Annotated in this window: 16 protein-coding genes; 9 read left to right on the top strand and 7 right to left on the bottom strand. The window is 67.3% G+C overall.

All coding sequences use genetic code 11. From position 1 onward, the window contains the following. Positions 1-62: 62 nt before the first annotated feature. Positions 63-4,151, bottom strand: a complete 4,089-nt coding sequence (locus RR42_RS16035; protein WP_043348806.1) for a translocation/assembly module TamB domain-containing protein — start codon at positions 4,149-4,151, stop codon at positions 63-65. A gap of 79 nt (positions 4,152-4,230) precedes the next feature. Beyond that, on the bottom strand, positions 4,231-6,087 hold the full coding sequence (locus tag RR42_RS16040; protein ID WP_043348809.1) for an autotransporter assembly complex protein TamA: 1,857 nt from the start codon (positions 6,085-6,087) through the stop codon (positions 4,231-4,233). 267 nt (positions 6,088-6,354) lie between these two features. On the opposite strand from RR42_RS16040, the gene RR42_RS16045 reads away from it, so the two are divergent. The 3 genes from RR42_RS16045 to panC all read left to right on the top strand — a co-directional run bounded on the left by RR42_RS16045 (position 6,355) and on the right by panC (position 8,458). Continuing rightward, the gene (locus RR42_RS16045; protein ID WP_043348812.1) at positions 6,355-6,543 is read left to right on the top strand and encodes a DUF3460 family protein; all 189 of its coding nucleotides are present in this window, start codon (positions 6,355-6,357) and stop codon (positions 6,541-6,543) included. Positions 6,544-6,589: 46 nt separating this feature from the next. After that, positions 6,590-7,471, top strand: coding sequence for a segregation and condensation protein A (locus RR42_RS16050; protein WP_043348815.1), 882 nt, complete (start codon positions 6,590-6,592; stop codon positions 7,469-7,471). Positions 7,472-7,609: 138 nt separating this feature from the next. Further along, the gene (panC, locus tag RR42_RS16055; RefSeq protein ID WP_043348819.1) at positions 7,610-8,458 is read left to right on the top strand and encodes a pantoate--beta-alanine ligase; all 849 of its coding nucleotides are present in this window, start codon (positions 7,610-7,612) and stop codon (positions 8,456-8,458) included. Between the two features lie 445 nt (positions 8,459-8,903). On the opposite strand, the gene RR42_RS16060 is transcribed toward panC, so the two are convergent. Continuing rightward, the gene (locus RR42_RS16060) at positions 8,904-10,136 is read right to left on the bottom strand and encodes a PepSY-associated TM helix domain-containing protein (protein WP_052494657.1); all 1,233 of its coding nucleotides are present in this window, start codon (positions 10,134-10,136) and stop codon (positions 8,904-8,906) included. Positions 10,137-10,360: 224 nt separating this feature from the next. Here RR42_RS16060 and RR42_RS16065 point away from each other — a divergent pair, with 224 nt between their 5' ends. Further along, the gene (locus tag RR42_RS16065) at positions 10,361-10,942 is read left to right on the top strand and encodes a GNAT family N-acetyltransferase (protein ID WP_043352219.1); all 582 of its coding nucleotides are present in this window, start codon (positions 10,361-10,363) and stop codon (positions 10,940-10,942) included. Here RR42_RS16065 and RR42_RS16070 read toward each other — a convergent pair. After that, positions 10,893-11,543 carry a ParA family protein gene (locus RR42_RS16070; RefSeq protein WP_043348822.1) on the bottom strand — a complete coding sequence of 217 codons (651 nt, stop codon included), beginning with the start codon at positions 11,541-11,543 and terminating at the stop codon, positions 10,893-10,895. The genes RR42_RS16065 and RR42_RS16070 overlap by 50 nt on opposite strands. Before the next feature lie 199 nt (positions 11,544-11,742). Then, positions 11,743-13,203, bottom strand: coding sequence for a cobyric acid synthase (locus tag RR42_RS16075; protein WP_043352221.1), 1,461 nt, complete (start codon positions 13,201-13,203; stop codon positions 11,743-11,745). A gap of 156 nt (positions 13,204-13,359) precedes the next feature. Between RR42_RS16075 and cobU the strand changes: the two genes are divergently transcribed. The 5 genes from cobU to RR42_RS16105 all read left to right on the top strand — a co-directional run bounded on the left by cobU (position 13,360) and on the right by RR42_RS16105 (position 18,711). After that, entirely contained in the window at positions 13,360-14,070 is a 711-nt protein-coding gene (cobU, locus tag RR42_RS16080) for a bifunctional adenosylcobinamide kinase/adenosylcobinamide-phosphate guanylyltransferase (protein ID WP_144409832.1), read from the top strand. Continuing rightward, positions 14,070-15,080: an adenosylcobinamide-phosphate synthase CbiB gene (cbiB, locus tag RR42_RS16085; RefSeq protein ID WP_052494659.1), complete on the top strand. Its 1,011-nt coding sequence runs from the start codon at positions 14,070-14,072 to the stop codon at positions 15,078-15,080. The genes cobU and cbiB overlap by 1 nt, the downstream gene beginning before the upstream one ends. Then, positions 15,077-16,129 carry a threonine-phosphate decarboxylase CobD gene (gene cobD / locus RR42_RS16090; RefSeq protein ID WP_043348828.1) on the top strand — a complete coding sequence of 351 codons (1,053 nt, stop codon included), beginning with the start codon at positions 15,077-15,079 and terminating at the stop codon, positions 16,127-16,129. Before cbiB ends, cobD begins: the two co-directional genes overlap by 4 nt. A 6-nt stretch (positions 16,130-16,135) precedes the next feature. Continuing rightward, positions 16,136-17,059 carry a cobalamin-binding protein gene (locus RR42_RS16095; RefSeq protein ID WP_052494660.1) on the top strand — a complete coding sequence of 308 codons (924 nt, stop codon included), beginning with the start codon at positions 16,136-16,138 and terminating at the stop codon, positions 17,057-17,059. Positions 17,060-17,467: 408 nt separating this feature from the next. Further along, positions 17,468-18,711, top strand: a protein-coding gene (locus tag RR42_RS16105) for an IS3 family transposase (RefSeq protein ID WP_144409723.1) whose coding sequence is annotated in 2 segments (ribosomal slippage) — positions 17,468-17,821 and positions 17,824-18,711 — 1,242 coding nt in all. Because the reading frame shifts where the segments join, the coding sequence is not laid out codon by codon here. 164 nt (positions 18,712-18,875) lie between these two features. Here RR42_RS16105 and cobC read toward each other — a convergent pair. Then, complete coding sequence (gene cobC, locus RR42_RS16110) at positions 18,876-19,451, bottom strand: alpha-ribazole phosphatase family protein (protein ID WP_043348832.1); 576 nt, start codon at positions 19,449-19,451, stop codon at positions 18,876-18,878. Further along, a complete protein-coding gene (locus RR42_RS16115; protein WP_043348835.1) occupies positions 19,436-20,200 on the bottom strand; it encodes an adenosylcobinamide-GDP ribazoletransferase in 765 nt (254 codons plus the stop codon). Before RR42_RS16115 ends, cobC begins: the two co-directional genes overlap by 16 nt. Positions 20,201-20,233: the final 33 nt, after the last annotated feature.

Consider the following 20,233-nt stretch of genomic DNA (forward strand, 5'->3'; position numbering starts at 1 on the left):
CGAGGCGTCGGTAAGACGCGGCAGTGGCGGAGGTGGGCGGCACGCAGATCATGGCGCGTGTCTCAAGGCTGCGCGGGCGCGGCTGCGTCCGTTGCATTGCTGTCGGCATCCTGGCTGGCATCGGTCTGGCTCCTCGCGGTTCCGGCGCGGCCCGACGCGCCCGTGAACAAATTGCCCCAACTGTCGAAGCGGCGGTTAAACAGCACCGAGAGCCCGTTGATCGAGCCGCCCTTGGCAATCAGCGACCAGCGCCGCGAGAATGCCCAGGTCAGCTTGACCACGTTGCTGGCGCTGGTCAGGCTCTGCTCATAGCCTACCGAGATCTTCTCGGTCACGGCCTTGCCCACGCTGACCACCTGCTGGTCGTTGAGGCCGGCCGCGCTAGGCCCGATCGAAAACTCGTCGATGCCCAGATGCTGCACGATCCCCTTGCCCGCGCGCCCGCCCAGCATGCCCAGCGCGGCACCGCCCAGGGCTCCCGCACTGAGTTGCTGCTGCTGTCCGGCCGCCGCGCTTTCCGCGCCGTAGCCGAACATCAGCCATGACAGCTTATCCTCCTCGGGCACATTTGGCTCGGACACCAGCTTGACGCGCGGCAGGCGTACCGTGCCGGTCACCTCCACCCCCGCCTCCACTTCCTGGTTGCGGCGCATGGCGCGGATATTGAGGTTGGGATTGTCCACCGGCCCGTTGAAATTGACGATGCCGCGCTCGATGTTGAGCTTGCGCCCGAACGCCTCATAGGTGCCGTCGGTCACGCGGATGGTGCCGGTGGCGCGCAGCGGCGTCAGCGGGGCGCTGCGCACGCCAAGTTGGCCGTTCAGGCGCAGGTCCGCGCCGGCCCCGCGGAAACGGAAATTGTCGCCAAGGTCGAGCGTGAGATCGATCAGCGGGCTGAAGCGGCTGGCCGGCCTAGCCTCCGGCAACGGCGTGGCGGCGGTCTTGATCTCGCGCTGGTCGCGGCGGCGCACCACCACTACGTCGTCGCCCAGCTCCGGGGCGCCGGCCTTGGGCAGGTCGAACAAGCCGCGATCCACGCGGAACTTGCCGCGGATCACGATCTGGCGGTTCTCGTTGGCGATGCTGGCATCGCCGGAAATGATCAGCGTGCGCTCGGGGCTGGCAAAGAGCTGGAGCTTGTCGGCCACGATCTTGCCCGTCAGGTTGGGATCGGTCTCGCCCAGCTTCACGTTGCCGGTGGCCACGATCTTGCCGTCGCCGCCGCGGAACTCCACCTGCTTGAGCTCGATGGTGTTCTGGTCGAGCACCACATGCACGATGCCATCGGTCAGCTGGATGCCGAGGTCGTAGAGGGTGATGGCGATGCCGGTACCGTCGATCGTGCCGGTAAGGAGGGGCTGCCCGACGCTGCCCGCCAGTTGCAGAACTGCCGCCAGCTTGCCATCGAACGCGTATTGCGGGCCGCTCAGCGCCTCCAGCGACTTGATCTTCGGCACATCCAGCGAAACCTTGCCCGCCAGCGTGGAAGCCGGCGTCACCGTCATCAGGCCCTGCTCCTGGATCAGCCCGGCGGACGCGTCTACCACCACCTTGCCGACCCGTGCGGCCTCGATGCCGCCTTTCAGGTTGACGCGGCTGCCGGCAAACTCGGCGCGCAGCGCGGTTTCGCCCAGGCCCAGCGCGGTGTAGCCCCGCCCGGCACTCACCGAGACGTCGCCGCTGCGCCGGCGCAGCTCGGCAAAGCCGGAGGCAGACTCGGCCAGCGTGATGTTCCAGCGGCCGTCCAGGACCAGGTCCGAGCGCACCGGCGGCGCTTCGCCCGTCAAGGCCTCGGCCAGGCGCAGCAGGTTGGCCACCTGCAGGCCATCGAGGTTGCCCTGGGTGCGGATGCGGCCGTGGTCGAATTCAAAGCTGTCCACAGTCACGCGGGCGCGCTCGAACTGCAGGCTGGCCGCGCCGAGATGCACGCGCTGGTCCGCCACCTGCAGCTGCGTCGGCGCGATCAGCCGCACGTTGACCGTGCCGCGCTCCTCCAGGGTGCCGATGGTGCCCTTCCACCCCGCCGCCCCCTGCCAGGCGCCCTGCCCCGACAAGGCGAGTTGCATCGGCTTGTCGTGCAACGCGCCGGCCACTTTCAGGTCGAAGGCATGACTGGCCTGGGTGCCGCTGAGCGAGGCATCGAGCGTGCGCAGCGTGGCGACCGGGCCGCGATAGTCGCGGGCGTGCAGTTTTAGCGCGAGCGTGCCGTTCAGCCCCCCGCGCAACTCGGCGCTGCCGCTGGCGCTGGCCACGTGGTGCGGGCCCACCACCAGCGACTGCGCGTCATAGCTGGCCACGATCTCCGGCCGCGCCAGCGTGCCGGTGACGTCCGCGTCGAGCTTTAACACGCCGGCCACGCCGAACTTGAGCCGATCGAGCTGCGGCGCATCCACATGCACTTTCAGGCGATCGCCGCGTGCGCCAAAGCTGCCGTTGATCTGGGCCTGGTTGCCCGCCATCTCCAGCGTGGCCTGGCTCGGCAGCAGGCGCTCGCCGGCCAGGCGCAGCTTGCCCTCGCCACGCATCGGCAGCCCCGCATAGACGCTGTCGCGCACCGCGAAGTCCAGCGCCACGCGGTGCTCCGGTGCTAGCGTGCCGCTGGCGGTGAACTCCGCATTGATGCGACCAGGCGCCACCTCGGCCACGCGGGCCGGGTCGAAATTGATCAGCTTGCCCTTGAAGCTGAAGGGCTGCGCGTCCTTCAGCGACAGCTTGCCATCGGCGTTGAGCGTGCCCGCGCCGATGCCGGCGCGCAGCGAGGTCAGCGTCACCGCCTCGCCATCCAGATGCGCATCGGCAAACAGCTTGTACTCGCCGCCGGCCAGGTCCAGCGCCACGCTCTTGCGGCCGGGCTCCATGCGCAAGCTCACCGGCCCGGACAGGCGCACGCGCTTCAGGCTGCCATAGAGAGCCTGCGGGTCGAGGTTGCGCACGTCGAGGTCGAAGCCGCCGCGGCCATCGCGCAGCGCGCCACCGCCGCGGATCTCGCCGCCGCCGGCCAGCGCCACCTGCAGGTCGCGCACCATCTGCGCTGCCTCGCTGACCTCGATATGCGCTTGTACCGATTCCACCGGCAGGCGCTCGGCGTCAAGCTTGCCGGCCTCGTGATTGACGATGCGCACGTCGCCCGCCACGCGCAGGGGCGCGCTGTCGTGGGCGCTGCCAGGCTTGGCAGCGGGAGCGGAAGCCGGGGTGGCCTGCGCCGGCGTGGCCGCGCCATCCACCGGGCGCAACTCGGCCTGCACGGAGAGATTGGCGCGCGGCGCCGACGCGCTGAACAAGCGCGGGTTGATGTGCTCGCCATTGACCAGCACATGCGTGAACGGCACCTTGCCAAACGGCGTCAGGTCGGCCTCGGCACGGCCGCGCAGGCGATCACCGCTGGCCTCGGCTTGCGCGTGCAGCATGGCAAGCGAGCCACGCACATTGGCGCTGATGCTAAAGGATTCCTTCTGCCAGCTGCCCTCCAGCAGCGCGGCGCCGTTCAGCGCAAACGGCGCCTGGCCGGCGATCTGCGCATTAGCGGCCAGCTTGCCGTATGGCGTGACCAACCGTTCCACGCTGAGGCGGTGGCGTTGCCCATCGGAATGCAGCGAGCCCGCCAGGTCGCTGAACACCATCTCGCTGGGCGTAGCCGGCGGCCCTTGCAGCAAGGTCAGGCGGTCCAGCGTGAGCGTATCGACGTCCACCGCCAACGGCAGGTCGAGCGATCTGGGCAAGGAGGCGGGCGCGTTGTCAGGCTGCGACGGCGCCAAGCGCAGCGTGACGGCGCCCACGCGCAGCGCGCTGACATGCAAGCGGGTCGGCGACCAGCCAAGCGCCCAATTGCCGTCGACACGGTCAATCGTCACCCGTGTCTCGCCGGTGGCAAACACCACATCGCGCAACCGCAGGCCATGCGCCACCGTGCCGCCTTCGAGCTTGCCAGACAACGCGCCTGAGGACAGGTGCGTGGCCAGCGACCACAACTGGCGCGTACCGGCCTCCGTACGCAAGGCCAGCACCACCGCCGCAACCGCCGCCAGCACCAGCAACAGCACCACCACGACGCACCACGCCAGCCAGCGCCCGAGGCGCGTGCGGCGCGGCCGCGCCGGCCCGGGCGGAACCTCGCCGGAGGCGGGAACGGGAGGCATGTCGGGAATGCTCATGTGGCAAATAGCCTGCAACTGCGTTCATGGAGGACGCCGTGCTGGCGACCTGGCCGCATCGTCATCGTCAGGTCAATCATCAGAACGCGACTCCCAGCGCGATATGCGGGCGGAACTGCTTTTGCTGGATGCCGTAGCCCACGTCGAGCTTCACCGGCCCCACCGGGCTGCGCCAGCGCGCACCGATGCCCACGCCGTTGTAGAGCTTGACGCCCGTCAGGTTGTCGGTGGCGGTGCCCACGTCCCAGAAGATCGCGGCGCCCCAGTCATGCAGGAACCAGTACTGGTACTCCAGGCTCCCGGTGGCGAGGTACTTGGCCGGCAGCACGCTGGCGCCGTTGCGGGTGCCGATCGACTGGTAGCCGTAGCCCCGGATCGAATCCGTGCCGCCCGCCCGAAAACGCAGCGAGGCGGGGATCTTGGTGACGTCGCCGTTGGTGATATCCGCGCCGAGCTCCAGCCTGGCCAACACCAGGTCGCGCTTGCCCACGGGCACGTACTGGCGGATACGCCCGTACAGGCGGAAGAAGGTTTCGTCGCTCATTATGTGCTTGGCGGCCACGCCCACCTGCGTGCTGATCACGTTGCCGCGGCGCGGGAACACCAGGTTGTCCACGTCGCGCCGCGTCCAGGCAAAGGCAGGCACCAGCGCCCGGCTGAGCTGGTTCGCCTCGCCAAAGGGCTGCAGGTTGTCGTAGTAATAGTCGAGCGAGATGGTGGTGTCGTAATTCTCGCGCGAGCGGGACCGTTTCAGGCCGGTGCGCAGGCTGGTCAGGTCGGTGCTTTCGAGGTCGATGGTGCGTTCGTAGCTGGCGTAGGCACTGTTGCGGTACGTCCTGCTGTCCGGCGGCATCGCGATCTCGCCGAACACATATTGGCGCTTTTGCTCGATGCGCGCTTGCGAGTCGAACACCCAGGCGCGGTTGAACAGGTTGTAGTAAGAGTATCGGCCTTCGACCTGGGCGCCGGTATCGGTGGTGTAGCCCACGCCGGATGACAGCCGATTGACAGGATACTCCCGCACCCGGACGTACACCGGCACGGTGACCTTGTCGGCGCTCATGTCGACCTTGGGCGCGGCGACCCGGTCCGGATTGGTGTCGGCAATCTTGCCGTCCTCCGTCGTCTCCTGCTCGCCGAGGTCGATCTGCACATTGGAGAAATACGGCTGGTTCTGGATCGCGCGCTGGAATTCCAGCAAGCGCTCCACGCGGTACGGCTCGCCCTCATACAGCGGATTGACGTTGCGGATGATCTGCTCGGGATAGCGCCGCAGCCCGCTGATCATCAGCGGCCCCATGCTGTAGGCCGGGCCGCTGGCAAAGCGCGCGCTCAGGTCCGCCGCGTGCTCGTCCGGCTCGATGCGGGCTTGCGAGCCGGTCAGGCGGGCGCCATAGTAGGTGTTGCTCTGCAGCGCCACCAGCGCGTCTTCCTTGGCCTTGTCCCAGTCCGCCTGGCGAAACGGCGCGGCTACCGGCAGGCCCCACTTGGCCCTGATTTCGGCGATCCGCTCCGGCGACTGGCTGGCGGCCGGGCCCGTCACGCCCACGTCGACGGCGCGAATCACCGTGCGCGCGCCCAGTTCCACCGTGATGTGCACGGTACGCTCGTCGCCGCTGCCATCCACTTTGGTGGTGGTCTGCGGATCGAAATAGCCTTCGGTGGAAGTGAACTGGCGGACCTGCTCGCCCACGGTCTCGACCATATAGTTGAACTGGTCGGGCGAGATATCGTCGCGGGTGCGATAGCGCGACAGGTCCAGGTGGTCCTGCAGGATTTCCTTGATCGGCTTGGGCGCGTCCACCTCGACTTCATAGGCGGCGGCGGCAGGCCCGGCGGATAGCATCAGGGCCGCCAGCAGCGGGGGCATCAGGCGGCGCAGCACGGCCGGCGCCACCGGCCGTCCACCGGCAGGGGCGGCAAGGCCGGCGGGCATGGTGCACGGGTTCCCTGGGTCCATCCTCATCGATCGATGCACGTCACGCAAAGTCGACATTTGACCACACCCGCGCGGCCGGCCTGTCCGGCGCCGCCAAAAAGACCGCCGCGACCGTCGCCACAGCAGTCACCACAGCGCTCACCACAACCATCGCCGAAAGCGAGGGCAAGGGATGAAAACGGCAGAATCGCGCGCAATCCCGTTGCCGGGCCCGCCGATACGGTAAAATCCCCGCTGTTTGTTAATCTCACCCTGTTTCCCGCCATGGCTGCCTACGAATCGGATATCACCCAGTTCCTGAAGTCGCTCAAGGACGAGCGCCCTTCCCTGGAAGCGGAACAACGCCAGGGCCGTGCCCTGCTGTGGGACAAGAGCCCGATCAACCTCGAAGAACGTGCCCGTGCCGACGCCTCGCGCGTGGCGCAAAAGCCGTACGTCTACGCGCTGGACTAAAGTCCTTACCCGCCACATCGCCCCGCCCCCGAGCGCCCGCCCCTAGATGAACCAGAGCGAGCAGGACAAGCTGAAGCCGGCGATCGAGCTGCCGAGCGTGACGCCGGAGCAGGATTCCACGCCGGCCGCCGTCGACGGCATGGCGTTCGCGCGCCTGTACGGCGAGCCCCTGTTCAAGCTGCCGCAGGACCTGTACATCCCGCCGGACGCGCTGGAAATCTTCCTGGAAGCGTTCGAGGGGCCGCTGGATCTGTTGCTTTACCTGATCCGCAAGCAGAACTTCAACGTCCTCGATATCCCGATGGCGCAAGTGACGCGTCAGTACCTCACGTATATCGAGCAGATCCGCAAGAGCAATCTTGAGCTGGCCGCCGAGTACCTGCTGATGGCCGCCATGCTGATCGAGATCAAGTCGCGCATGCTGCTGCCGGTGAAAAAGTCCGACAGCGACGACGAAGAAGAGGATCCGCGCGCCGAACTGGTCCGCCGCCTGCTCGAGTACGAGCAGATGAAGCTGGCGGCCATGCGCATCGACCAGGTGCCGCAGCTCGGGCGCGATTTCCTGCACTCACAGGTCTACATCGAGCAGAGCATCGCGCCGCGCTTCCCCGATGTGGAAGTGGTGGACCTGCAGGCCGCATGGGCCGACGTGATCAAGCGCGCCAGGCTCAACCAGCACCACAAGATCTCGCGCGAGGAATTATCCGTTCGCGAGCACATGAGCCACATCCTGCGCCGCCTGCAGCATACCCGCTTCATGGAGTTCAGCGAACTCTTCGAAGACGCGGTGCGTTCCGGCAAGGGCGTGCCGGTGGTGGTGGTCAACTTCGTCGCCATGCTCGAGCTATCGCGCGAAGCCCTGGTCGAGATCACCCAGGCCGAACCCTTCGCACCGATTTATGTGCGATTGGCGTACGTTCCCAGCTAAGCCGCACCAATGGCGCCGCCCGCCTCGGGCCACATGCTCTACAATCCGCCGACAATCGGCGCCACCTAGAGCACCGGACCGGCCTCCCGGCGCACACCCGCGCCAGGGCATTCCTACCACGACCAGCACACCAACTTCATGAAAGTCATCTCCTCCATTCACGAGTTGCGGGACCAGTTGCGCGGGCAGAACCGGGCGGCGTTCGTGCCGACCATGGGCAACCTGCACGAAGGCCACCTGTCGCTGATGCGCCTGGCGCGCCAGCATGGTGACCCGGTGGTCGCGTCGATCTTCGTCAACCGGCTGCAGTTCGGTCCCAATGAGGATTTCGACAAGTACCCGCGCACGCTGCAGGACGACATCGAGAAGCTGCAAAAGGAAGGCGTCTATGTGCTGTTTGCGCCCACCGAGCGCGACATGTACCCGGAGCCGCAGGAATACCGCGTGGAGCCGCCGCACGACCTGGGCGACATCCTGGAAGGCGAGTTCCGCCCCGGCTTCTTCAAGGGCGTCTGCACCGTGGTGATGAAGCTGCTGTCCTGCGCGCAGCCGCGCGTGGCCGTGTTCGGCAAGAAGGACTACCAGCAACTGATGATCGTGCGCCGCATGGTCCATCAGTTCGCGCTGCCGATCGACATCGTCCCCGCCGAAACCGTGCGCGCCGAAGACGGCCTGGCCCTGTCCTCACGCAACCGCTACCTGACGCCCGACGAGCGCACCGAAGCCCCGGTGCTCTACAAGACACTGCACGAAGTCCGCGATACCGTCCTGGCCGCCAACAGCGCCAGCGCGGATCTCGCCGCCATCGAAGCCAGCGCCAAAGCCGCCCTGCAAGCCCGCGGCTGGCAACCCGACTACGTCTCCATCCGCAAGCGCGTGGACCTGCAAGCCCCCACCCGCGAAGAATACGTAGCCGGCGAACCGCTGGTCATCCTGACCGCAGCCAAGCTAGGCGCAACCCGGTTGATCGACAACCTGGAAATCTGATGAAGTCGAGGCCTGGACACCCCGGGCCTCAAAGTGTCACCTATGTGAGTGAACTCGCATGGCAACCGTTCGTCTTAGCCGTGTGACCCGCCCCCAAGGCGGGGAACACCCCAGCGCGATGCGAAGCGAGCCGTCAAGGTGTGCCAAGGCCGTATGGGGCGCCTCGGGCTTCGGCGAAAAGAGCGGAAGAGAGGGACCCATGTCTGAGTATCGCCTCAAGGCGATGCGAGTTTGGGTCCCGGCCGCTCTTTTCGTCGAAGCCCGAGGAGGCAGTCGCCCCATCCGGCGCGCCTTCTTTGCCTACTTTCTTGGCAAGACAAGAAAGTAGGTCGCCGCCCCGCAGGGGTGGTGAAACTGCAGTTGAAGTTGAAGTTGAAGTTGAAGTTGCAGTTAAGCCCTTGAATCTGAAGCTGATTCCGCAGCCGCAGCCGCAGCCAACCAGCAATCAAACCTCCACCGCCTCCTCCCGCACCACCTTAACGCCCTTAGCGCCCTTAGCGCCGCCAGCCCTCTCCATCGTCCGCACCACATGCCGCCGATGCCCCCGCCGACGCTTCCACCAGATCAACACCCCGGTCGCGGCAAACATCAGCGGCACCACCCCGAACACCGAAATAAACGCCCGCCCCGCCAATCCGAACGCCTCCCCGGTATGCAGCGGATACATCCAGTTAAGAAAAGTATCCCCAGCCGGCGCATCCATCGGATCGCGAACCCCGAGCCGCTTGCCTGTATGGGCATCCAGCCAGAGCCGCGTAGCCCCACTGCCCTGGCGGACCTCACCCGGCTGCCGCAGCCGCACCTCAAACGGATCCCCCGCCTTGCGCGGAAAGCTGACCCGCGTCACCAGCGCCGCAGGATAAAGCGCCTGAGCCGTGCTCACGGCCTGCGCCATGCCTAGTAGCGGCGTGCCCGCGGGCGCTGCTGCCGATGCCGGCTTGCCGGGCGGCGACACCGTCATCACGCTGGCCACGATCGGCGTCACCCACTTGGGCAAATCCAGGTACCAGCCGGAAAACGCCATCGTCGCCAGCACCGGCGCCGCAAAGATGCCAGCTGTGCGATGCAGCGAGTAATTAAAACGCGACCACGAGCCGCCATGGCTGATGCGAAACGCATTGAGCACCGCGCGCGGCTTGAGCTTGGGCCACCACAGCACAACCCCGCCGATCACCAGAATCAGCAACAGCATCCCGGTGATGCCCAGGATCGTGCGGCCCGTCTCGCCAGCGAGCAGGTAGTGGTGCAACTGGAACAAGGTGGGCAGCAGCAACGGGCGCGACAAGCCGGGCTCGCCCCAGACCCGCTCGCCCTTCACCGCCAATGTGACGGGATCGACCATCACTTGGCGCGAGCGCCCGGCGTTGGGCGTGCCCTTGAGCGGGTACCACGCGATAAACACCTCATGCGGCGCGCACGGCAGCATCAGCAAGGTGGGGCGGCCATAGTGCGGGTCGGCCTGCAGCCGCTCGGCGACCGCTTGCACCGTGGCCGGCGCGACCGGCATGGGTACTTCGGCCGATGCCGTCAGCAACGCCGGGTTCAGCAGGGCATCCAGCTCATCGCGCCAGGCGATGACGGTGCCGGTCAGGCCCAGCATGACAAAGAGCAGGCCCAGCCACAAGCCGAGATACAGGTGAATCTTGACGAAAACAACGCGCAGGCGGCCGGTGACCATGGGAGGCGGGAGCAGATTTGGGGGTTGTGGAGATTGTGTTTTCGGACCCCAAGCAGGCGTGAGATGAACGCATCAAGCCGCCATAATGAGAATGCGAAAGATTCGCGATTCTAACAGGCAGGACCTGCCAGCGCGTGACAGGCGCAAGACCATGGCGAGGCTTGCCGGGATTGCGGCAGAATGTTGATCGCGCCCGTTGCGGGCCCCGGACGACTCCCTTGAAGATGACCCATTCCATCGAATTGCTGCCTGCCGGCCCGCACGATGCCGCGCTGATTGCCGATCTGCACGCGCAGAGCTGGCGCCATGCCTACAGTGGCCTGTTGCCGGCGGATTACCTGGAGCGCGAAGCGCCGGCCCAGCGCGCGCAAGCCTGGCAGGCTCGCCTGGTGGAAGGCGCAGACGGCCCGGTGGAAGTCACGCTCGTGCGCGTGGACGGCACGCCGGCCGGCTTTGCCTGCCTGCAACCCGAGACCGAGCCGCAATATGGCGTGTATCTGGACAACTTGCATGTGATGCCGGGATGGCACGGGCTAGGGCTTGGCAAGCGTCTCTTCGCGCATTGCGCGCAGCGTGCCGCCGCTGGCTGGCCCGGGCAGCCCCTCTTTCTCTATGTGCTGGACGGCAACAGCCAGGCGCGCGAGTTCTACCGGCGCCTTGACGGCGTGGAGAGCGAGGCGTTCGACGACCAGTTTCCCGGCGCCGATCTGATCGTGGCCGTGCGCCGGGTAAGCTGGCCGTCGGTGGATGCCTTGCTCAGGCGGCTGGGCGCCTGGCCAGCGCCGGCTGCTCCAGCCAGCCGATGATCGGCTGCCACTGCTCCCAGTCCCGCGCCACGCGTGACGGCGCCACGTCCCACAGCGTCAGGCCGTGCGCGGCAAGCTGCACGTAGTTCTGGGTATCGCGCAGAAAGCCCAGCACTGGCAGCCCCAGCCCCGCGACAAAGCGCTGCAGCTGCTCGGCCGCGCGGGTGCGCAGGTCGACCCGCATGCCGATCACGCCGACCTCCACTTCGCCGTGGCGCACGCGCTTGTCATCGGCGAGCCGGGTGAGGAAATCCTGGGTGGCGAGGATATCGAACAGGGACGGTTGCAGCGGCACCACCACGCGGTGCGCCAGTTTCATCACATCGTTGAAGCGCCAGCCATGCAGGCCGGCCGGAGTATCCAGCACCACATGGGTAGTGCCTTTGGGCGGGCGCGCGATCTGGTTGGCGCTGATGTCCCAAGTGCGGATGGCCGGTGCCGAGGCCGGGCGCAAACCCAGCCAGGCTCGCGAGGATTGCTGCCGGTCCGTGTCGCCCAGCATCACGGCGTGGCCGGCGCTGGCGAAGTAGCCCGCCAGGTTGGTGGCCAGCGTGGTCTTGCCTACGCCGCCTTTGGGATTGGCGATCACGACTACGGGCATGGTTGTCTCCGCAATGGCTTTCCATGGCAGCGCTGCCGGCGGGCGCGCCGCTCCGGGTTCCGCCATGGCCCTGCCATTGGCCGCTGCCGGGCCCTGGCGGAGCGGGCCCGCGTGCGAGTTTAGCAGTTGGCGCGGCGGGCGGCCGAGCCTGCTTTGACAGCTGCTTTGACAGCCGCTTTGACAGCCGCCCTGACATCCACTACGGCGCCTGGAGCGGCGCCAGCAAGGCACCCATGTCAAGGTGGGCGACGAGCGTGTCCGCCAGGCGCTCCAGCGAGGCCTCGCGCAGCGCGGCCAGGTCGACGCCCTCCGCCCGCGCCAGCCCAGCCCAGCGCAACAGTGCGCCGCAAGCCTGCGGCTGGTCGAACAGCCCGTGCACGTAGGAGGCCAGCACCTGCCCGTCCTCCGATTGCGCACCGTCCGGGCGCTCGCTTTCCAGCCATAGCGCCGGGCGCGCCAGCGCGGGGCCTGTGGTCACGCCCATATGGATCTCGTAGCCCTGCACGGTGGCCTCGGTGGCCTCGGTGGCGCCATCCAGCGCCAGCCTGCCGCTCACCACGCGCAACTGCTTGTGCGGCGCCAGCACGGTGTCGTAATCGAGCAGGCCAAAGCCTTCGCTGCTGCCGGCCTTGCCTTCATTGCCTGCCGGGTCATCCACGCGCCGGCCCAGCATCTGCATGCCGCCGCAAATACCGATGACCTTGCCGCCATAGCGCAGGTGCCGCAGCAAGGCTGGCTCCCAGCCATTGGCACGCAGGAAAGCCAGGTCGGCACGCACGCTCTTGCTGCCCGGCAACACGATCAGGTCCGCCGGCGGGATCGGCATGCCGGGGCCAATAAAGCGCAGGTCCACCTGCGGATGCGCGCGCAGCGCATCGAAATCCGTGTGATTGGAAATGCGCGGCAACACCGGCACGATCACGCGCAGCAGTTCGCCCCGCTTGGCCGCCTGCGCACCGATGATGGCGTCCTCGGCATCCAGGTGCAAGCCGTGCAGGTAGGGCAGCACGCCCAGCACGGGCTTGCCGGTGCGCGCCTCCAGCCAGTCCAGCCCGGGCTGCAGCAGCGCGATATCGCCGCGGAAGCGGTTGATGATGAAGCCCTTGATGCGCGCGCGCTCCGACGCCGACAGGCAGTCCAGCGTGCCCACCAGATGGGCGAACACGCCGCCGCGGTCGATGTCGGCCACCAGCACCACCGGGCAATCCACCGCTTCGGCAAAACCCATATTGGCGATGTCGCGCTCGCGCAGGTTGATCTCCGCCGGGCTGCCAGCGCCTTCCACCATCACCACCTCGTAGGCGCTGGACAGACGCTGGTGCGAGGCCAGCACCGCCTGCATCGCCACCGGCTTGTAGGCGTGATAGGCCCGCGCGTCCAGGTCCATCCGCGCCTGGCCGTGGATGATGATCTGAGCGCCCGTATCGCTGCTCGGCTTGAGCAGCACCGGGTTCATATCGGTGTGCGGCGCCAGCCCGGCGGCGGCGGCCTGCAAGGCCTGGGCGCGCCCGATCTCGCCACCGTCCGCGGTGACCGCGCTGTTGAGCGCCATGTTCTGCGGCTTGAACGGGACCACGCGCACGCCGGCGCGCGCCAGCACCCGGCACAGGCCCGCCACTAGCGTGCTCTTGCCCGCGTCGGAAGTGGTGCCCTGCACCATCAAGGTACCGCGCAAGCCACCCGGCAATGCCGCGCCAGCGGCTTCGGAGGAATTTTTTTGCATCGTGGGATTATCGCATCGGCGGCCAGCGGCGCTGCCCTGTGCGCTGGCCAATGCGGGCGTGCGATCCATGGATGCGCCCGCTACAATACCCGGATGACCCCGGCCAACGCTTCCGCCACCGCCACCGAGCCCGTGCGCGCATCCACCCATGCGCCGGCCAGCGAACGCTCGCCCCAGGCTGCACCCGCGCCGCACGCCGCTGCCGTCCCGGGCCGCGCGCGCCAGCTCACGCTGGTGCTGGGCGGCGCGCGCTCCGGCAAGAGCCACTTTGCCGAGCAGATGGCCGCCGACCATGCCGCTGCCACCGGCGGCCCCGTTACCTATATCGCTACCGCACGCCACGGCCAGGACAGCACCGACGAAGAGATGGAGGTGCGCATCGCGCTGCACCGCGCGCGGCGCCCGGCCGAGTGGGGCCTGGTCGAAGCGCCGCTGCATCTGGCGGATGCGCTATATACCCATGCCACCCACGATGGCTGCATACTGGTCGACTGCGTCACGCTGTGGCTCAACAACCTGCTGTTCCTCGATGCGCGCAGTTACCCCGAGCATGGCCTGGTAACGCCACCGGCCGCCTTCACCGAGGAAATCGACGCGCTGCTGTCTGCGCTGCCCACCCTGCCCGGGCATGTGATCCTGGTCTCCAACGAGATCGGCTTCGGCGTGGTGCCGATGGGCGCCATCACCCGCTTCTATGTCGACGAGCTGGGCCGCCTGAACCAGAAGCTGGCCGCCGCCGCGGACCGCGTGCGCCTGCTGGTGGCCGGTATCCCTGTCAGCGTGAAAGGCGCCGACCCGGCGTGATGTCGTGGCTGCCATCGCTGCCATCGCTGTCCTCATGGTGGCCGTTTCCCCTATTCAGCTGGCAAGCCTGCGTGGCCGCGGCCGCGGCCGGCGTCTTGCTGGACCAATGGCTGGGCGAGCCGCGCCGCTGGCATCCGCTGGTTGGCTTCGGCCGCCTTGCCGCAGCACTTGAGCGCCGCCTGAACCGCGGCCAGGCCGGCGCGCCGCTGCGTCAGCGGCTCACCGGCCTGGCCGCCTGGGCGCTGATGGTGCTGGTGCCGGCCGCGCTGGCCGCGCTGCTGGTGCATGCCGCCGCGCAGTTCAGCACGGCGCTGGCGTGGCTGCTGCAAGCGCTGGCGCTCTACGCGGCACTGGGCGCGCGCAGCCTGGCCCAGCATATTGCGCCGATCGCCACGGCGCTCACGCAGGGCAATCTCGCCGATGCGCGCCAGCTCACGGCACGCATCGTCTCGCGCGACACCACCGACGCGGATACCGAAGCGCTGGCCCGCGCCGCCTGCGAATCGGCGCTGGAGAATGGCAACGACGCCATCTTCGGCGCCTTGTTCTGGTTCCTGGTCGGCGGCGCGCCCGCCGTGGTCGCCTATCGCCTGGCCAACACGCTCGATGCGATGTGGGGCTACCGCACGCCGCGCCTGCTGTATTTCGGCTGGGCGGCTGCGCGGCTTGACGATGTGCTCAACCTGGCGCCCGCCCGCCTGACCGCGCTCTCGTACGCGCTGCTCGGGCGCACTGCCCAGGCGCTGCGCTGCTGGCGCGCGCAGGCACCGGCATGGTCCAGCCCCAATGCAGGCCCGGTCATGGCGGCCGGCGCCGGTGCCGTCGGCGTGGCGCTGGGCGGCCCCGCCCGCTATCACGGCGAATGGGAAGAGCGCCCGCCGCTGGGCATGGGCCACGCGCCGGGCGCGGCCGATGTGCATGCCTGCCTGCGCCTTGTTCAGCGCACACTGTGGCTGTGGCTGGCCGCTTCCGGCGCCAGCGCCGCCCTTCTCCACTACGGCTTAGCATGAGTACTCCGATCCGCCACGGCGGCGACCTGCTCGCCGCCGCGCGCCGCCATGGCCGTCCGGTCGAAGACTGGCTCGATCTTTCCACCGGCATCAACCCGGACGGCTATCCCGTGCCAGCCCTGCCCGCCGACGCGTGGCTGCGGCTGCCGCAGGATGACGACGGCCTGGCCGAGCTGGCCGCGCAGGCCTACGGCGCGCCGCGCGCGCTGCCGGTGGCCGGCTCGCAGGCCGCCATCCGCACGTTGCCGCAGTTACTCAGGCCCGGGCGCGTTGGCGTGGCGGTGCAGGGATACAGCGAATACGCTCCCGCCTTCGCCCGCGCGGGGCATGAGGTTGTGCCGCTCGCGGAGACGGATTTCGCCCGTGAGGACCTGGCCGCGCAACTCGATCACCTCGTGGTGGTGAACCCGAACAACCCAACCGGGCGCACGCTCGCGCAAGCCACGCTGCGGGCATGGCACGCGGATCTCGCCGCACGTGGCGGCACGCTGCTGCTCGACGAAGCTTTCATGGATTGCACACCCGAGCGCTCGCTGGCCGCGCTGGCGGATCGCCCCGGCATGGTGGTGCTGCGCTCGCTGGGCAAGTTCTACGGCCTGGCCGGCGTGCGCTGCGGCTTTGTGCTGGCCGAGCCTATATTGCTGGCAGCGCTGGCCGACCAGCTCGGCCACTGGACCGTGGCCGGCCCCGCACGCGCGGTGGCGCGCCTGGCCCTGGCCGATCGCACCTGGCAGGCCGCCACGCGCGACCGTTTGCAACAAGCCGGCATCCGGCTCGCGACACTGTTGCGCAAGCACGGCCTGACGCCCGTGGGACGCCCCTTGTTCAGCTGGGTACCGCATGCCGATGCCGCGCGCCTGCACGAAGCGCTCGCGCGGCAAGGCGTGTGGACGCGGCTGTTCGACGCGCCGCCGGGCATCCCTGGCGCGTTGCCAAGCCTGCGCCTGGGTTTGCCACCAGCGCAGGAGCCCGCATGGCAACGGCTCGACGCGGCACTGGCCCAAGCCCTTGCAACAACGCGCTCCGACAGCAGCATCCTATCCAGCTAACGCCCGATGACCCCTACCTCGATCACTACCCGTGCCCTGCTGGCCCTCGCCACGCTGCTGGGCAGCCTCCTTTGCAGCCACGCCGGCGCCGCCGTATCCGTGGTCGATGACGCCGGCCAGACCGTCACGCTGGACCAGCCCGCGCGCCGCGTGATCTCGCTCGCGCCGCACGTCACCGAAATGCTCTACGCCGCCGGCGGCGGCTCGCGCATCGTCGGCACCGTAAGCTACAGCGACTACCCGCCACAGGCCCGCGACATCCCGCGCGTCGGCGACAACAAGGCGCTGGATCTGGAACGCATCGCCGCGCTCAAGCCCGACCTGATCGTGGTGTGGCGCCACGGCAATGCGCAGAAACAAACCGACCGCCTGCGCGCGCTCGGCCTGCCGCTGTTCTACAGCGAGCCGCGCAAGCTCGAAGGCATCCCCAGCAACATCGAAAGAATGGGCGTGCTGCTCGGCACCGAGCCCACCGCCAACAGCGCCGCCACCAGCTTTCGCCAGCAGATCGACAAGCTGCGCCAGACCTATGCGGCGCGTGCGCCGGTGACGGTGTTCTACCAGGTATGGCAACAACCCCTGATGACGCTCAGCGGCCAGCACCTGATCAGCGACGTGCTCGCGCTATGCGGCGGGCGCAACCTGTTCGCCAACGAAGCGCTGCTGGTGCCGACGGTCTCGGTGGAATCCGTGGTAGCCGGCAATCCGGAAGTCATGATGACTGCCAGCATGGGCGCGACCCGCTCCGACCGGCCGCTGCCGGACTTCGCCATGTGGGAACGCTGGAAACAGGTAACCGCCGTGGCGCGTGGCAACCTCTACGCCATCGACGGCGACCTGGTCAACCGAGCCGGCCCACGCATCGCCCAAGGCGCGCAGGTCGTGTGCAAGGACCTGGACGACGCGCGGCGCAAACGGCCAGCGCAATAGGAGCAAGACAGGTCAAGGGTCAGGCCTGACATCCCGTACTTGACGAGCGCCCGCCCTCTCCCCCGGCCCCTCTCCCACAAGTGGGAGAGGGGAGCCAAGCAGCGGCAAAATCAACCAACTGGTGTAGCCGTGATTCCCGCCCGAGGGGCGGAAATCACCCAAGCGCGATGCGAAGCGAGCCGTGAAGGTGTGCCAAGGCCGTATGGGGCGCCTCGGGATTCGGCGAAAAGAGCGGAAAAGAGGGACCCATGTCTGAGTATCGCCTCAAGGCGATGCGAGTTTGGGTCCCGGCCGCTCTTTTCGTCGAATCCCGAGGAGGTAGTCGCCCCATCCGGCGCGCCTTTTTTGCCTACTTTGACCCGTCCTGACTAAGGTTGACACTTTTCCCGCAGCAATGAGGAGAGTGTCTTGGATATAGATCGGAAACGAACCCAACGCGACTACACGCTGGCTTTTAAGCTGGCGGTCGTTGAGGAAGTGGAAAAAGGCGAACTGACGTACAAGCAGGCGCAACACAAGTACGGAATCCAGGGGAGGTCCACGGTGCTGGTATGGTTACGCAAGCACGGACTACAGGACTGGAGCGGCTCGTTGCCACAGGGCGCCCGGTACGCGACGATGGAAAAGCAAGGTAAAGCCAAGCCCCGCACGCCGGAGCAGCGCATCAAGGAACTGGAAGTCCAGTTGCGCGAGGCGCAGGAGAAGGCGCGACTGTTCGAAGCAGTGATCGACGTGATTCAGAAGGAGCACGGGGTACGCGTCGTAAAAAAGCCTTCGGGCAAGTCCTCGCGCAAGAGCTCGTCCAAGGGCTAAGCGTTAGCAGGGCTTGCCGTTACTTTGGCATCAGTCGCCAGGCGTACTACAAGCGCCGCCACAGCGAGCTTCGACAAACGGCCCGAGACGCCAGGATCTGCGCATTGGTCACCGAAGTGCGGCTGCGCCAACCCCGTTTGGGCACGCGAAAACTGCAGCGGGTTCTGCAGGCGCCGCTGGCGAAGGCAGATATCCGGGTGGGCCGAGACCGGCTATTTGATGTTCTGCGCGCAGCCAGGCTGCTCGTGAAACCGCATCGGGCGTATCACAAGACCACTAACAGCCATCACCGTTTCCGGTGCCATCCCAATCTTCTCAAGGAGGGGCCGCAGAAGGTAGTGCCCACGGCGGCCGAGCAGGTCTGGGTCGCTGACATTACGTACCTTCCCACCACCCAGCAGACCGTCTATCTGAGTCTTGTTACGGATGCCTGGTCGCGCAAGATCGTGGGCTACCATGTCCATGACAGCCTGCAGACCGAGCAGGTGAGCCAGGCGCTGAAAATGGCACTACGCTCGCGCCGGACCCGGCAGACGCTGGTACATCATTCGGATCGAGGAATTCAATACTGCGCGACCTACTACCAGGCCATCCATCAGCGGCACGGTTTGACCTGTTCCATGACCGACGGCTACGACTGCTACCAGAACGCCATGGCCGAGCGCATCAACGGCATCCTCAAGAGCGAATTCCTGCTGAACCGACCAACTGACCTGCAGCAAGCGGCTCGCATGGTGAAGGAGTCCGTACAGATCTATAACCGTGAACGCCCCCATCAAGCCCTGAAATACAAAACGCCCGATGAGGTTCATCGGGCGTCTATTACCTTGGAACGCTAGGCGCCCACGGCGCCACAAAACCTGTCAACCTATGTCAGGACTTGACACTTTTTTGGCAAGACAAAAAAGTAGGTCGCCGCCCCGCAGGGGTGGTGAAACCGCAGTTGAAGTTGCCCTTGACGTTAAGCCGTTGCATCTGCAGTCATAACCCGACACCAATCAACTCAAACCCGATTCCACCACCGCAACCTCGCCACACCGCCACCCAGCGTAAACCGGCAACTCGCCCCATAACCAAGATCCCACCCCAGCGTAGTAGCCAGCGGCACCCCGAGCCAGTGCGCCGCCAACATACGCATCGGCCCCGCATGCGCAACAACCCACAGCCGGTCCGGCGCATCCACCGGCAAGGCATCGGCCCAAGCCGCCACACGCGCCATCGCCTGCGCGACGGTCTCGCCCCCATGAGGCCGCGCATGCAGCAGATCCGCAGCCCACGCATCGAGCTCGGCGCGCGGCACGGCGTCCCATGCGAGGCCTTCCCAACGGCCAAAATCGAGTTCGCGCAACTGCGCATCGGCTTGCGGCACCACCCCGAAATCCCGCGCAAGCAAATCAGCCGTCGCGCGAGCCCGCGCCATCGTGCTGCAAACAATGCGCTGCGGCGCAAGGCCATCGAGCGCCAGCAGCATGCGAGCAGGCTCGGGCAAAACGGGCTGCGCCAGCGGCAGGTCAAGCGCGCCGTAGCAGATCCCTTGCGCAACCTCAGGCGCCGCGTGGCGGATCAGGACCAGGTCCATGCCGCCGCCACCAGATAGATCAACAACTCGGCCAGCTGCTGCGCCATGCCGAGGCAATCGCCGGTGTAGCCGCCAATGCGGCGAACAAAGTAGCGTCCCAGCAAAAAGCGCAGCGCCACCAAGGCAACGATCACCACAGCGGCAAACAGCGGCGACACCAGCAGCAGCGGCAAGGCACCGCAAAGCAGCGTGAAACCCAGCCCGATGCCGGACAGCCGCTGCGCCACCGGCTTGGCCTTGCCTTCGGCACGCACGTAGTCCAGCGTGGCAAGATAGCTCACCGCCATGGCGCGGCTGGCCGCATGCGCGGCCACCAGCACCAGCAGCAACGCCACCATGCCGCTGCGCGCGGCAATCGCCACCAGCAACTGCCACTTCAGCAGCAACGCCACCACCAGCGCGATGGCGCCGAATGCCCCGATGCGCGAGTCGTGCATGATGCGCAGCACGTCCTCGCGCCGGTAGCCACCGCCGAAGGCATCCACGCAGTCGGCCAGGCCGTCCTCGTGAAAAGCGCCGGTGGCCAGCAGTGTCGCAGCCATGCCCAGCAGCAAGGCCACGCCCGGCGGCCACCATTGCAGCGCGCCCCAGCTAGCCAGCGCGCCCAGCATGCCGACCAGCAACCCCACCAGCGGAAAATAGCGCGCCGCCGCGTTCAGGTAGTGCGGCGCAAAGCCGACCCAGCGCGGCACCGGCACCCGCGTGAAGTAGCCGACGGCGGTCAGGAAGTAGCGAAGTTCGTCGAGCATGGACAGGTGCGTTGGACCAGGTAGCGGGAGCGT

It is taken from the genome of Cupriavidus basilensis (genome assembly GCF_000832305.1).
Lineage (GTDB): Bacteria > Pseudomonadota > Gammaproteobacteria > Burkholderiales > Burkholderiaceae > Cupriavidus > Cupriavidus basilensis_F.